Origin of the sequence: Sphingobacterium psychroaquaticum, assembly GCF_900177625.1 — a bacterium.
Classification (GTDB): domain Bacteria; phylum Bacteroidota; class Bacteroidia; order Sphingobacteriales; family Sphingobacteriaceae; genus Sphingobacterium; species Sphingobacterium psychroaquaticum.
Window position 1 is genome coordinate 1 of the sequence record NZ_FXAU01000006.1, and the last position, 14,418, is coordinate 14,418.

Below are 14,418 nucleotides of genomic sequence, written 5' to 3' on the forward strand. Positions count from 1 at the left end.
ATGCCGCCAGGTGTACGGCAGGGTAGCTACGTCTGGAATAGATAAGCGCTGAAAGCATCTAAGTGCGAAACTAGCCACGAGATGAGACTTCCTTATAGGGTCGTTGGAGATGACAACGTTGATAGGCTATAGGTGTAAAGGTTGAGAGACCAAAGCCGAGTAGTACTAATAGCCCGAAGCTTTCTACAGCGATAGAAACACTGTTGTTTTCTTACTTGTTTCCCTTCTTTCTTCCTAATATGTTATTTAGTTGTTTGTTTAAATTTTATAGCAAGCACATAAAGATATTCAGGTGCCTAGCATCCCTTCGGGAGCCAGGTATCGGCAAGGTCCGCGATGGACTGCGCACAAAACATTCAGGTGCCTATATCGGCGGTGTCTACCTCTTCCCATTCCGAACAGAGAAGTCAAGCCCGCCAGAGCCGATGGTATTGCCGTAACAGGTGGGAGAGTAGGTCGGCGCCTAATTTTATACGAAAGCCCCTTCAGGAAACTGGAGGGGCTTTTTTGGTTGCTAGTGGGTAGATCGTAGATTGTAGAAAGTAGTTCATAGATAGTAGTTCTTAGGCTTTAGTTTACGGAAAGTAGTTCGTAGTTCATAGCAGTATAGTCTGTAAACAATCAACCATAAACTACGATCTAAGATCCAACAACTATCAACAACGAACTATCCCCAACTATGATCTAAGAACTATCAACTACCAACTACACTATCGTAATATTCTTGTGAAAAGTTGTTCGCTTAGATTAAAAGTCTTTTCTTGTACTTGTTTTCTAACTAAGCGTAAAGATTATGAAATTCCGTTTTTTATTTATGTTTTTGGTATTGTCGGGCTATGGTACCGTGTCTATGGCACAACGTGTTCCAGAGGCTGATAGTGCCGTTACCACCAAACATCAGGTTAGTAGTGGGGGACAACGTTTTGCTTACACAGCAAAGACGGGTACACAGCCGGTATGGGATGACAAAGGAAAGGTATTGGCCGCGGTAAATTATACCTACTATACACGTGATGATGTGCGTGATTTGGGTAAGCGACCCTTGGTTATATCGTTTAATGGTGGACCTGGATCCGCTTCGGTATGGATGCAGTTGGCCTATACAGGCCCTCGTTTATTAAATATTGATGATGAGGGATATCCTGTACAACCTTACGGTTTCAAAGAAAATCCTTACACGATATTAGATGTTGCAGATATTATATATGTAAATCCTGTGAACACTGGCTATTCCCGGATTTTGGATGACAAGGCCGATCGTACGCTCTTTTTTGGTACCAACGCTGATATCCGCTATCTTGCGGAGTGGCTAAATACTTTTGTAACGCGGCACAATCGTTGGACATCTCCAAAGTATCTTATTGGAGAAAGCTATGGTACGACACGGGTTTCCGGCTTAGCCTTAGAGCTTCAAAATGCACAATGGATGTATCTGAACGGTGTTATCCTTGTTTCGCCTACCGACCTTGGCATTAAGCGAGAGGGAGCCATCGAAAAAGCACTGCGGTTACCTTACTTTACCGCGGCAGCTTGGTATCATCAGCAACTTAGTCCACAATTACAAGGCAGAGATCTCGAGGATTTATTAACGGAAGTGGAAGCATTTACCCTAGATAAGGTACTCCCCGCCATTGCTAGAGGGTATAGTATTAATCCGGGAGAGAAAGCTGCAATTATTGAAAAAATGTCTGCTTACACTTCTTTATCAACCACAGTTATTGCGCAACATAACTTGGATATATCTACCTCTTTCTTTTGGAAAGAATTGATGCGTAGTGAAGGTTTCACCGTGGGTAGGTTAGATTCGCGATATCTGGGTTTAGACCTCAAAGATGGTGGAGAGCGCCCCGACTACAATGCGGAGCTTACGTCATGGTTACATTCCTTTACGCCCGCTATTAACTATTATATGATGAATGAACTGGGGTATAAGACCGACGTGAAATATAATATGTTTGGTTCGGTTCATCCATGGGATCGTAGTAACGACAATACCGGAGCTAGTTTACGACAAGCGATGGCCGCAAATCCTTACTTGCATGTGATGGTGCAAGCAGGCTATTATGATGGAGCAACAGATTATTTTAATGCGAAATATAATATGTGGCAAATGGATCCTTCGGGTAAGCTTGCCAATCGCATGTCATTTAAAGGCTATAGAAGTGGGCATATGATGTACCTTCGAAAGGATGATTTAATGCAAGCAACAAAAGATATACGTGACTTTATTCGGGCGTCCACGCCGAAAGAAGGACAACCTGCTAAATATTAAGTAAAAAGCTCCTAGCATATTCAGATGCTAGGAGCTTTTGTTTGTATTGGTTTTATTTTAAAACCTTAACTTTTATACTACTGGACTTATCGCCATCAACATATAAGGTATGCGTGTTAGGTATAAAATCTTCTGCTTTTGCTTCATAAATATTCATGAACTTGTTCGGGTTTCTATCCACCAACGGAAACCAGGTATGTTGAACTTGAATCATAATACGATGGCCTTTTTTGAAGGTATGAGCTATATCAGGAAGATTCACATTAACCGTCGTCTTTGTGTTCGGTGTAAAGGGGATAGGTTTGGCAAAATCGGATCTAAATTTACCTCGTAAAACTTCCCCACGAACCAGCATTTGGTAGCCTTGCATTACGGTCTTATCGTTACGAGGTGAAACAGCCGTTGTTGTGTCTGGATATACATCAATCAGTTTTACAATGAAATCAGCATCCGTCCCCGTCATAGCCACTTGAAGATCCGCCAGTACTGGCCCTGTTAGTGTCATATCTTCCTCAAGTGGAGCGGTTTGAAAGACAAGGACATCAGGTCTATTTGTTACAAAACGTTGATCTGCCAGCATATATTCACGTGTTCGTTCCGTAATTATACCTTCTTGAAAGGGTACGGGTTTTGCAGGGTCACTCATATATTGAATTGCCTTTTCTGCTGCATTTGCTTTATGCATACTTATTTCACCATTAGCACGGAGGTACAGGGTGAGATCCGTTGTTTCTCTAGGTGGCCATTGTGTGAATTTCTTCCATGTATTACTTCCTGTTACATAGATTGTCGCCTCGGCGGGGTTAAATGTACCTTTTCCTTTCAGGTAAAAGTCAAAAAATGGGAGTTCGATCTCTTCTTGATAGTACGTACTGGTATGCTGGTCAAATTTGATATCTCCTAATGATTCACCTGTTGCGCGTGACCAACCACCATGATACCATGGTCCCATCACCAGTGTATTGTTACTTTTTGGATTGCGCTGTTCTATTTGACGATAGGTTTCGAATGCACCATAGGTGTCTTCGGCATCAAATAAACCTCCCACGACCATAACAGCTGGCTTTACGCCCGTAAGATGTTCGGTTATCGTACGACTAACCCAAAATGTGTCCCGTGTGTCATGTTTAGCTAAATCATCCCAGAATTTAACGGTATGACTTAGGTATTTTGATTTTAATTCACGTAGGGTGGGGTGTGCCATAAAGAATTTCGTATAATCCTTGCCCGGTAGTTGAAATCCCTTTGGCCCGTGAAGATTCGTAATAGGCTGAGGACGTGGAGCATCAAAAGTATACATAAAGCGAAAGGCATCCATAAGAAATAAGGCACCACCGTGGTGAAAATCATCTCCAATAAACCAATCTGTAACGGGCGCCTGTGGTGATACGGCTTTTAAGGCTGGGTGACTCTTCACCAATCCAACGGTGGCGTAAAAGCCAGGATAGGAGATGCCGTACATACCTACTTTTTTATTGTTATTTGGGATGTTTTTTACTAACCAGTCAATCGTGTCATAGGTATCGGTACTCTCGTCGATCTTATATCCATTCTGTGGTGTCGCGGTGGGTCTGATATCTTCAAAAACGCCTTCGCTCATCCATTTGCCGCGTACATCTTGGTAAACAAAAATGTATCCCTTTTTTGACATTTCTGGAAAATTTCCCAAATAAGCTTTGTATTTGTCTATACCATATGGAGCAACTGTGTAAGGGGTCCGGTTTAGTAAAATAGGATATGACTCACTCTTGTCCTTAGGGGTGTAAATGGCGGTGAATAAGCGTTTGCCATCACGCATCGTAATGTATTCCTCACGCTTGTCATAGTGGTCTCGAATATACTGTTCATTAACCTCTTGCCCCGTACAGTAGAAAATTAAAACGCAGCAAGCAACTGTTAGTATGTATTTAAACATCATGATAAATTTGGATCTTTCTAATTGGCATTGAAATTAATAAAAAATGCTTACATATACAGGTTGTCCTTTCTGTCATTACGACTGTACAATGCGACTATTATATAAACATTAGATAATGGATAAAATAATTCGCATATGTTTTAAGGATTTTTTGTTTCCCCTTTTTTGATTAATTTAACAGTAAAATTAAATCTTATGGGACTAAAGAGGAGTTTATTAATAGAGTTAGAGCGCGAGACGCAAAGCACGAGACGTATTTTAGAGCGGCTTACAGATGAACATTTGGATTGGAGACCGCATGAGAAATCCATGTCTGTTAAAGATTTGGCTTACCATATTGTTGGGCTGCACAATTGGGTAGCTACTGTTATTCCGATGACTGTGTTCGACTTCAAGACAGATTTTAATCCAAAGCCGGTATCTTCTATCGCGGAGTTACGTCAGATGTTGGATGAAGGGTATGCGTTGAACAAGGCGGCAATAGAAAATGCAACGGACGAAAGCTGGGGGGAAGATTGGACAATGCAGGCCGGACCGGAGTATGTGATTGCAAAGATGCCGAGAGCCGGTGCTATGCGCTATGTGGTAAACAACCATTTGATCCATCACCGTGGCCAGTTAACGGTTTATTTACGAATGCTGGACATTCCTGTACCGGGTTTATATGGACCATCAGCCGATGAAAATCAAGGCTAATGTTATATAACATAAAAAAAGGTTAGCAATTCAAATTGCTAACCTTTTTTATCTATAGATGTCGTACAACTATTTTGCTAATTCTTCTGCAATTGCTGCACCGATTTCTGCAGGTGATTCTACCACACGGATACCACACTCGCGCATAATTTTCATTTTAGCAGCAGCTGTATCGTCAGCACCACCTACAATCGCACCAGCGTGACCCATACGGCGTCCTGGAGGCGCTGTTTGTCCAGCGATAAAGCCAACAACAGGTTTAGTACCATGTTCTTTAATCCAGTTTGCAGCTTCAGCTTCCATACCACCACCGATCTCACCGATCATGATGATACCTTCTGTTTCTGGGTCATTCATTAATAACTCAACAGCTTCTTTTGTTGTTGTACCGATAATTGGGTCACCACCAATACCGATTGCTGTTGTGATACCTAAACCAGCTTTTACTGTTTGGTCAACTGCTTCGTATGTTAACGTACCTGATTTAGAAACGATACCTACTTTACCTTTTTTGAAGATAAAACCAGGCATAATACCAATTTTAGCTTCTTCAGCTGTGATGATACCTGGACAGTTAGGACCGATCAAGCGTGAGTTTTTGTCACTCAAGTAAGATTTTACTTGAATCATATCTTTCGTAGGGATACCCTCTGTAATACAAACGATAACTTCAATCCCAGCAGCAGCAGCTTCCATGATAGCATCTGCAGCAAATGCAGGGGGAACGAAAATAATAGAAACGTTAGCACCAGCTTTATCTACTGCATCTTGTACAGTGTTGAATACTGGACGATCTAAGTGGGTTTGTCCACCTTTTCCTGGTGTTACACCACCTACTACATTCGTTCCATATTCAATCATTTGGGAAGCGTGGTACGTGCCTTCGTTCCCAGTAAAGCCTTGTACGATTACTTTTGAATCTTTATTTACTAGTACACTCATTTTTTCTGTTTTTTTGCAAAGCAAATCTACTATTTTGCAACGACTTCTAAAAATTAAGCTTACGCAATTCAGCCATTTTTTTGAAAGAGTAGATATTCGCAGGTTAAAGTTAATCTTTTTATACGAGTTTCATCTTACCGACTAGGTCCCACAACACTATACCTATGGTAACTGATACATTTAAGGAATGCTTTGTGCCAAACTGTGGTATCTCAATACAAGCGTCTGCCTGTTCCATGACTTCCTCGGAAACGCCATGAACTTCATTGCCAAAAAAAAGTGCGTATTTTTCACCTTCCGAGATGGTAAACTCTTGGAGAGGGATACTTCCTTCGGCCTGTTCGATGGCTACTATTTTGGCCCCTTCGGCTTGCGCCTGTTGGATGGCTTCGGCCACATCTTTATGGTAACTCCATGTGATAGACTGGGTGGCGCCAAGCGCTGTCTTTTCAATCTCACGGTGTGGCGGAGTGCCGGTAATTCCGCACAGCATTATCTTTTCAATGGCAAAGCCGTCGCCAGTACGGAATGCAGATCCAACATTGTGTAGACTGCGGACATTGTCAAGTACAACAATAATAGGGGTTTTCTGTAGGTTCTTGAAGGCGTCCACATCAGGACGGTTCAACTGATCCATAGATAATTTTTGCATGTACAAAAATAAGAAGTTATTTGTGAATACAAGCCATGAATGCTGGATACCTAGTAACTGTTTTCGACCAATTTAGCTCGTCCATTTACAGTAGGGGAGCCGTTTGTATAATATTATGCACAAAACTGAAAATAGATTTTGAATATTGGTTTAATCTGATTATTTTTGCATTCCGAAATTAGTATAAGTAAGAAAATAAAATTAGCTAAGAGAAATGGCAAATCATAAATCAGCGATTAAAAGAATTAGAGCGAACGCAGCGAAACGCTTAAGAAACCGTTACCAAGCAAAAACTACACGTAACGCAATTAAAAAACTTCGTAATACTACTGATGCTACTGAAGCAAAAGTATTGTTGCCTAGAGTTGTTTCTATGCTTGATCGTTTGGCTAAGAAAAATGTTATCCACAAGAAAAAAGCATCTAACAATAAATCTAAATTAACGAAATTCGTTAATAAGTTAGCATAATTTATTGTTTGAAAAAAAAATATGGGGATGTATATTTTACATCCCCTTTTCTTGTTATTTCGTTAGCAACTCAACCACTTGGTCTAGTTTAGCCTTGTTGTTTTTATAGGGGCTAAGGTCATATAGCTCAACCTTCCTAAAATCGATGGGGTGACTTTCGCTTTGTAGGTAAATAAAACCTTTATCCAATAATTTACCATCTTGTTTTTGAGCGGGATCATACTTATCCACATTACCGCCTCCGATTTGTGGTTTTTGATATTCCAAAACAACTTGTTTATCTAAGATATGCTTGATAACGGAATCACCCAGAACGAGAAACTCGGCGGTTACCCATTGGTCACCGTGATATGTGTTTGAAGTAGAGCTGATGCAATGTGGTGTGAAAAGTTTCTCTTTCATAACAACATTAGTCCCCGGTGTACATAAGTTTGACGTGGTACGGGCATCCTTACCATTCCCCCCTAAAAATTGACCTTCGATAGAAATCGGGAAATCTTGGTCTTTAAGCATTGTCTTAGGATCTTGACCATGTAACATCGCTCCGCTATTACGCCAAGCCCAGCCTTCTCCACCTTTTACCTGCTCGTTCACGAAACGATACTCTACCTTGAGTAGGTAATAGCCAAATGCTTTATTGTAGGCTAAATGGCCATATTGTTGTTTGAAATCATCATAGCCATCGTATCTTACCTTTAATAAACCATCTTCAACACGAAAGGTATTGGCATAGTTTTCACCGACCTCGTGTAATCTAATCTTTGGCGTCCAATCTTTAATATCTTTTCCGTTGAATAGCTGGATCGGTTTAGGCAGCTTGTTGTTTGTTACAGAGTTTGAGCTCGTGGCACAACCCAGTAAGAGTGCACTTGCCGCAAGTGCACTAAATAAATTGAGTTTCATATAAGTTGGTTTAAGTTATATTTAAAGTAGTAGATTTTTATTCTTTACGTACTCGCTAGGTCGAACTCCGATAATTTTATTGAAGGTGTTACTGAAAGTAGGTAAACTACTGTATCCAACACGCATTGCAACTTCATTGACACTCATTTTTTCATCCAAAAGGAGCTTCAATGCTGTTAGCATGCGTAAGATTGTATAATACTGTATGAAAGACATGTTCAGTTCTTTTTGAAAAAGACGCGCCAAAGTCCGTTCACTAACATCAAACTCTTTAGCAATCGTTTTGAAACCGACATTCTCATCAATCTTTTCCTCCAGGTATTTAACGATATCCTTTAGTTTGTCATGTTTCGGATAAGGCAATGCTAAGGGGAGTTCTGTTCTTGATATTTCTGGTAAAATAAGTTTAAAAGCTTTTGCAATGGAGTATTTTGGCTCTTCCACGGGGAATATGTTTCCTGTCCATCTGTTTGTAAACATAATAAACTCAATCAAGAGGTCATTCACTGGATAGATGTTTACCTTCTTGTAAAAAGCCGTATCGGTATCGAAGCGTGGAAAATATAAATTACGCATCACAACCTCTGGACTGCTCGGGTGTATACTATGCTTAGTGCCTGCCGGAATCCATATATAGTGACGCGCTGGAAGAAAGTATGATTTCTCTTCGGTCTTCAGAAATACGATACCACCCTCTGTGTATAAGAATTGATCTTTATTATGTTTGTGTTCTGCAATGAAATTTTCACCCATCATTGCGTGATGGCAATAGATACTGTCTTCAAAGGAATCAACCTCCGTCATGTAGTATTTATCAACATATTGCTTATTGTCCATATTATTTATTTCTCACCGCTGTAAATTTCCTGTTTTTTAATGAGATAACCAAAAAGGTGAGTGTTCGCTTACCTCATGTTTATCGCTTTATAATAGGGCGAGTCAGCGCTTACTTAGTAAATTATTTATTTAAACAACTGTTATACAGATGTTTGCTGTTTTGTGTTCTTTGTGTCTTAAAGATGTAATCTATTGAACTATAATATTTTGTAAATTTATGCGAGGCAGCGATAATTAACTGGCTATAAATAATAAAATGTGCAATCAAAATATGCTTATAATTGTCGTCTCTATACGACTTTTATATAGATAGATGTTTTTAAATTTTCAATATGTCCTACGATAGAATTAAGTTAGAAAGACTGAAAGACAAAGTTATGTCTGCCGAAGATGCTGTCAAATTCTTCGAAAACGATATGGTGGTTGGTTCTAGTGGTTTCACGAAAGCTGGAGATAGTAAGGTTGTTCTTGCGGCACTTGCTGAACGCGCTAAGCATGAGGAATTAAAGATTACCCTGATGACAGGAGCCTCACTGGGGCATGATACCGACGGAAAGCTTGCTGAGGCAGGGGCACTAAAAAAAAGAATGCCCTTTCAGGTAGACCGTGTTCTGCGAAATAAGATCAATGCTGGAGAAGTTCTTTTTATAGATCAACACTTGAGTGAGAGCGCGGAGTTGCTACATAATAAAAATCTGCCACCAGTGGATATTGCTGTTATCGAAGTTGCGTACATAGATCGTGATGGTAGCTTAGTGCCTACAACCTCTGTTGGTAATTCCGCTACTTTCGCGGAGCTTGCAGATAAAGTGATTATTGAAATTAATACCGCAATTCCAACGGATGTGTATGGAATTCATGATATTTATCAAGCAGAAGATTATCCACATCGTAACGTTATTCCTATCGTTGCGCCATGGAATAAAATAGGTCGACGCTCTATCCCCATCAATCCTGATAAAATCGTAGGGATTGTCTTTACAGATTTAAAAGATAGTCCTGCTGATATTGCTGAGCCAGATGATAAAACAACGGCTATTGCAGATCATATTCTCAAATTTTTCGAAAATGAGGTTCAGTTGGGTCATCTAACAGACCGTTTGTTACCCTTGCAAGCTGGTATCGGAAAAGTAGCAAATGCGGTATTGACAGGCTTCAAAGAGAGTAATTTTTATGATTTAACGATGTTCTCTGAGGTATTACAGGACAGTACTTTTGATTTGATTGATTCCGGTAAATTATCCTTTGCATCAGCTTCCTCTATTACGGTATCTGCTGCATGCTACGAACGAGTTTTTGGAAACCTACAGAAGTATCGCGATAAGATCGTTTTACGTCCGCAGAATATATCAAATACGCCAGGTTTAATTCGGCGATTAGGAATTATTGCAATCAATACGGCAATTGAGTTTGATATATATGGTAATGTAAACTCTACGCATATTACAGGAACGAAGATCATGAACGGCATTGGTGGTTCTGGAGATTTTGCCCGAAACGCATACCTTAGTATCTTCGTTACGCAGGCCGCTTCCAAAAATGATACGATCTCGCATGTCTTGCCGATGGTATCGCACGTGGACCATACCGAGCATGATGTAGATATTCTGGTAACCGATATAGGTTTGGCTGATTTACGTGGTTTGGCTCCGCGTGAGCGAGCGCAAAAAATAATCGATAACTGTGTGCACCCAGATTTTAAAGAAGAGCTACAGTCGTATTTTGATCGTGCTTGCGCGCGTGGCGGACATACCCCACATTTGTTAGAAGAGGCTTTTAGCTGGCATATACGCCTGACAGAAACAGGCTCAATGAAAAAATAGGTTTCGACCTGTCCAAATAAAAAGGGTGCAATTTACTGTTGCACCCTTTTTATTTGACCATATTTCTTGCGTCGCCATAACTGTTGACATAGTGCAATGATTGATAGAAGGAGCACCGGAGCTACGACATTGATAACTTGCCAGGTTGTTTTCTCTGCTTTTACCTTCGCTTGGTCTAGTAACTGTAGCTTGACTTCTCTGTTTCTTAAATTAATAAAGCGTTCATCGTTTAATAGATAGTCTACCATATTTAACATAAACGATTTGTTCGCAAATTGTTGTTCCGTGTAGCGATCCCAACCAAGCGGATAAGGAGATTGATCTTTATTGTTTGTCTGATTGATAAGCCAATCACCATCGGCGATAACGACCATCTTCGTATCCTTGGTTTCCAAGGGAGGTGCTGTTTCTGTAATACCTGCAGGTGTGGGTCTGTTTTCAAACAGATGCGGAAATTTACCGGTCAATAGAACAGCTACCGGCATCGGTTTAGTTCTAAATTTCACGGGATCCGGTGCTTCTTCCACCATCTGGAGCGAGATAGGAGCCGGGGTTGTGATGGTTCGTGCGAAAGGAGAGCTGCTGAGCAAAATCTCTTTCTTTATTCCATTTGTTTCCAACGTATCCACCGTTCCAATAAACTCTGTACGTATCCCATCGAGATTCCTGAGAATAGGATTCGTTGAGGTCGGCATTAAGATCGGATAAAAATACCACGGAGCGAGCTGGATCTGTGATTGTCCTGCCACGCTTCCCATGGACAGCGGAATTTGGCTACAGTTTAGATCTGCCAACAGATTGTAATTTAGGCGAGCTCCATATAAGAAAAGTTGATCATCCAAGTTTAATGTGCGTCCGATTACAGGTTGGCTTCCCGTCTTTCGTAGGTAATCTAAGCTGGCATCGATCTGATCTATTGCCCAGATGACACGTCCACCTTGACGGATAAAATAATCGAGTTTATATTTATCGGCTTCGGAGAAAGGAGTGGTGGGTTTAACAATAAAGATTACTTTCAGCTGCTGAAGGGAAGCATAGGTGACCTCATTGAGGTGTACACGACCGACCTGGTTAGCCGGCATTAAACTTTGCATCGCATCTTGCAATTCCAGGTCCGAAGGTTCCCCGTGTCCTTCCGTAAAACCAATGAAGTTGGGCGTTGATTGTGTCGCATTATGAATGGCAGACAAAAAAGCATACTCCAGGTTTTCTATTGAATTGTTTAAGGCTTCTTCTGGTTTTGCAGCATTCTTCTGTTGCAATAAATTGACCGTAATTTCTTGTTCGGCTGTAGCAACAACGGCACTAGGGAACACCAGTTGTTGACTAAATCCGGCATCAGTTTTTACACTAATATTGGTCGGCGTGATACCACGTTCCTGCAATGCTTGGATAAAGGCTTGTTGTTCTTGTTGATTTCCACTCAATGGGTCTATGACATTGAAATGTAGACGTCCCTTAGCATATGATTTAAGGTCTGTCAAGAGATCTGTTGTCGCGGTCTGTAACCGTTCAAAACCACTCGGCATTTTGCCGGTTAAGAAAACCGTAATGCTTACATCTTCTTGAAGGTTCGCTAATATATCTTTACTTGTTTCAGTTAGTGTAAAACGTTTATCAGTGGTGAAGTCTATACGCCCTGCTGCAGGAAGCAGTGCGGTGCTGTTTAGTGTAAAAAAAACAACAATAGCAATTGTATATGCAGTCAATGTACGTTTACGTGGTGTGAACGACCTCCCTAAATGCCCACGGGTAAAGAGAATAAACAGCGCACTTAGCGACAGAAAATATACAAAATCAGACAGTGTTAAAACACCTCGGCTAATGTTGTCGTAATGCTCTTGGATACCTAAGTTTCGAATAAAACTCGTGGTGTTACCTAAGGTAGGAAGATCACTGATTGCTGTGAAACCGTAAAACGCGATAAAGCACGCAAAGACGGCAAGTAAGAAGGCCACGATCGGATTATTGCTGATACTGGAGCAGAAGATACTAATCGCACCGTAGCTACTCATAAGAAAGAATAGTCCCAAATAAGAGGCGATAATACTTCCGATATCAATATTTCCTGAAGGAAAGGCAAGGAGGTATACCGATGCTGCATAAAGGAGTGTTGGTAGTATAGCGAGTAGACCTATGGTGATAATACCGAGGTATTTGCCCAAAACAATGTCGAAAAAAGTATGCGGCCTGCTCCGCAAGAGATCAAAGGTTCCATCCACTTTTTCCCCCGCAATGGAGCGCATGCTGATCGCCGGTATAAGAAACATAAATAAATACGGGGCGATCGTGAAAAACCCTGATAGGGAGGCATATCCTGAGGAGAGGATCGAAGTATCTGGAAAGACCCAAACAACAAGACCCGTTATCAGAAGGAAAAAAGCAATGGCTAAGTAGCCAATCAAGGAATTGAAGTAAGAAGCAACTTCTTTTATGTATATACTGCGCAATTGTAGTCTGATTTGTTGCTTCGAATTTAGGAAAATGATTGCTCTAAAACAAGAAAGCACCGTCCCTCGCGGATAGTGCTTTCTAGATTAAAAAGTTGTAAATAATGCGACATTTATTTTTTACCCGGTAAATAGATCTGGAAACCTAATCCCACACCTAGCCCCGAGGCCTTATCGCCTAAATTGACATTGGATTTTGTGTAATTGTAACCGGCTGTTACCTCTAATGCTACAGTTTGTGTAATGAAGTGTGCATAACCAAGATTTGCACCTAATGCTAGAGACACATCTTTACCGACTGAACTTCCGGCAATACCAATATCTCCTTGGGCAAAGAATCGACCTGTAGAGGAAGCGCCTTGTGGTAAGTAATAACGTAGGAATGGAGCGATACCATAGTTCCATTCGTTATCGGTCCCCTTTACCGCAGTAAAGCCTAAGTTCGCTTGTGCACCAATTGCAATACCGTTGGACACAAAATATCCTGCTCTAGGCTGTAGATTGATATTAAAAGCTTTGCCTTCAAAGCTATATCCAATATTTGCTAGTGAACCTCCAACCATCCAGTTGCCCTGTTTTATCGGTGTTAAGCCCACGTTGGCACTATGTTGAGGACGTGTCTCAATCTTTTGAGCATGAACGCCCAAAGCAAAAATGCTTAAAAAAGCCGCTGATAATAAAGATTTTCTCATAAACATTCTGTGTGTTAAGTTTAGATAATAACACATATCGCGCTAAAATGTTTAGATTATTTCGTTAATTGTACAAAAATTTCCTCTATAGATTGGTTCGGATACTTTCTTTTTAAGTCTGTAATGGACGCGTGCTCCCGAAGAATGCCTTTATGAATTACCATTACTTCATCGCAGATAGCTTCCACTTCCTGCATCAGGTGCGTGGATATCAACACTGTTTTTTCACGCCCCAGTTCCTTGATCAAACTACGGATTTCCAATATTTGATTGGGGTCCAATCCCGACGTCGGTTCATCTAAGATCAGAACGGGAGGATTGTGGATGATACAAAGCGCTAGGCCTACGCGTTGCTTATACCCTTTGGATAATTGCTGGATTTTTTTGTGTTGCTCCTCTTGTAAACCTGTAAGGTGTATTACCTCGTCTATCCGTTGTTGTTTATTTTTTATCTGATGTGTTTCAGCTTCGTAGTTCAATATTTCTCGAACGTACATATCCAAATAGAGTGGGTTGTTTTCCGGAAGGTACCCCAGTTTTTTTTTCGCGGCGAAAGAATGTTGTCCTATCTGGATCCCTTGAACTTCACCGTTTCCACTGGTAGGAGCGAGTACACCAGCAAGGATTTTCATGGTTGTTGATTTTCCAGCCCCATTGGGTCCTAAGAATCCTACAATTCGGTTTGTGCCAATCGTGAAGCTTAGATCATTGAGTGCTGTTTGTGTCCCGTATATTTTGGTGAGACGTTCAACTTTTACAGACAT

12 protein-coding genes and 2 rRNA genes are annotated in these 14,418 nt (G+C 40.9%); 6 read left to right on the forward strand and 8 right to left on the reverse strand.

Annotated features, from left to right (window positions below):
• The 3 genes from B9Y69_RS14545 to B9Y69_RS14555 all read left to right on the forward strand — a co-directional run.
• Positions 1-189, forward strand: a 23S ribosomal RNA gene (locus tag B9Y69_RS14545); the annotation flags it as partial.
• A gap of 167 nt (positions 190-356) precedes the next feature.
• Positions 357-468: ribosomal RNA gene (gene rrf / locus B9Y69_RS14550) — 5S ribosomal RNA — on the forward strand.
• A gap of 325 nt (positions 469-793) precedes the next feature.
• The gene (locus B9Y69_RS14555) at positions 794-2,272 is read left to right on the forward strand and encodes a S10 family peptidase (protein WP_085473718.1); all 1,479 of its coding nucleotides are present in this window, start codon (positions 794-796) and stop codon (positions 2,270-2,272) included.
• A gap of 52 nt (positions 2,273-2,324) precedes the next feature.
• Here the strand turns inward: B9Y69_RS14555 and B9Y69_RS14560 are convergent, their stop codons facing one another.
• Positions 2,325-4,190, reverse strand: coding sequence for a CocE/NonD family hydrolase (locus B9Y69_RS14560; protein ID WP_085473719.1), 1,866 nt, complete (start codon positions 4,188-4,190; stop codon positions 2,325-2,327).
• Positions 4,191-4,385: 195 nt separating this feature from the next.
• Here B9Y69_RS14560 and B9Y69_RS14565 point away from each other — a divergent pair, with 195 nt between their 5' ends.
• The gene (locus tag B9Y69_RS14565) at positions 4,386-4,886 is read left to right on the forward strand and encodes a DinB family protein (protein WP_085473720.1); all 501 of its coding nucleotides are present in this window, start codon (positions 4,386-4,388) and stop codon (positions 4,884-4,886) included.
• A 69-nt stretch (positions 4,887-4,955) separates the two neighbouring features.
• Here B9Y69_RS14565 and sucD read toward each other — a convergent pair whose 3' ends face one another.
• Together sucD and B9Y69_RS14575 are read right to left on the reverse strand one after the other, a co-directional pair.
• Complete coding sequence (sucD, locus tag B9Y69_RS14570; RefSeq protein ID WP_085473721.1) at positions 4,956-5,828, reverse strand: succinate--CoA ligase subunit alpha; 873 nt, start codon at positions 5,826-5,828, stop codon at positions 4,956-4,958.
• A gap of 118 nt (positions 5,829-5,946) precedes the next feature.
• Positions 5,947-6,480, reverse strand: coding sequence for an RNA methyltransferase (locus B9Y69_RS14575; RefSeq protein ID WP_085473722.1), 534 nt, complete (start codon positions 6,478-6,480; stop codon positions 5,947-5,949).
• A 214-nt stretch (positions 6,481-6,694) separates the two neighbouring features.
• Here B9Y69_RS14575 and rpsT point away from each other — a divergent pair, with 214 nt between their 5' ends.
• The gene (rpsT, locus tag B9Y69_RS14580; RefSeq protein ID WP_085473723.1) at positions 6,695-6,949 is read left to right on the forward strand and encodes a 30S ribosomal protein S20; all 255 of its coding nucleotides are present in this window, start codon (positions 6,695-6,697) and stop codon (positions 6,947-6,949) included.
• A 54-nt stretch (positions 6,950-7,003) separates the two neighbouring features.
• Here the strand turns inward: rpsT and B9Y69_RS14585 are convergent, their stop codons facing one another.
• Positions 7,004-7,852 carry a 3-keto-disaccharide hydrolase gene (locus B9Y69_RS14585; RefSeq protein WP_085473724.1) on the reverse strand — a complete coding sequence of 283 codons (849 nt, stop codon included), beginning with the start codon at positions 7,850-7,852 and terminating at the stop codon, positions 7,004-7,006.
• A 21-nt stretch (positions 7,853-7,873) separates the two neighbouring features.
• The gene (locus tag B9Y69_RS14590) at positions 7,874-8,689 is read right to left on the reverse strand and encodes a helix-turn-helix transcriptional regulator (protein ID WP_085473725.1); all 816 of its coding nucleotides are present in this window, start codon (positions 8,687-8,689) and stop codon (positions 7,874-7,876) included.
• Between the two features lie 332 nt (positions 8,690-9,021).
• Between B9Y69_RS14590 and B9Y69_RS14595 the strand changes: the two genes are divergently transcribed.
• The gene (locus B9Y69_RS14595; protein ID WP_085473726.1) at positions 9,022-10,512 is read left to right on the forward strand and encodes an acetyl-CoA hydrolase/transferase family protein; all 1,491 of its coding nucleotides are present in this window, start codon (positions 9,022-9,024) and stop codon (positions 10,510-10,512) included.
• 32 nt (positions 10,513-10,544) lie between these two features.
• On the opposite strand, the gene gldG is transcribed toward B9Y69_RS14595, so the two are convergent.
• The 3 genes from gldG to B9Y69_RS14610 all read right to left on the reverse strand — a co-directional run bounded on the left by gldG (position 10,545) and on the right by B9Y69_RS14610 (position 14,418).
• The gene (gldG, locus tag B9Y69_RS14600) at positions 10,545-12,962 is read right to left on the reverse strand and encodes a gliding motility-associated ABC transporter substrate-binding protein GldG (protein ID WP_085473727.1); all 2,418 of its coding nucleotides are present in this window, start codon (positions 12,960-12,962) and stop codon (positions 10,545-10,547) included.
• 113 nt (positions 12,963-13,075) lie between these two features.
• Positions 13,076-13,654, reverse strand: a complete 579-nt coding sequence (locus B9Y69_RS14605) for a hypothetical protein (protein WP_085473937.1) — start codon at positions 13,652-13,654, stop codon at positions 13,076-13,078.
• Positions 13,655-13,710: 56 nt separating this feature from the next.
• On the reverse strand, positions 13,711-14,418 hold the full coding sequence (locus tag B9Y69_RS14610) for an ABC transporter ATP-binding protein (protein ID WP_085473728.1): 708 nt from the start codon (positions 14,416-14,418) through the stop codon (positions 13,711-13,713).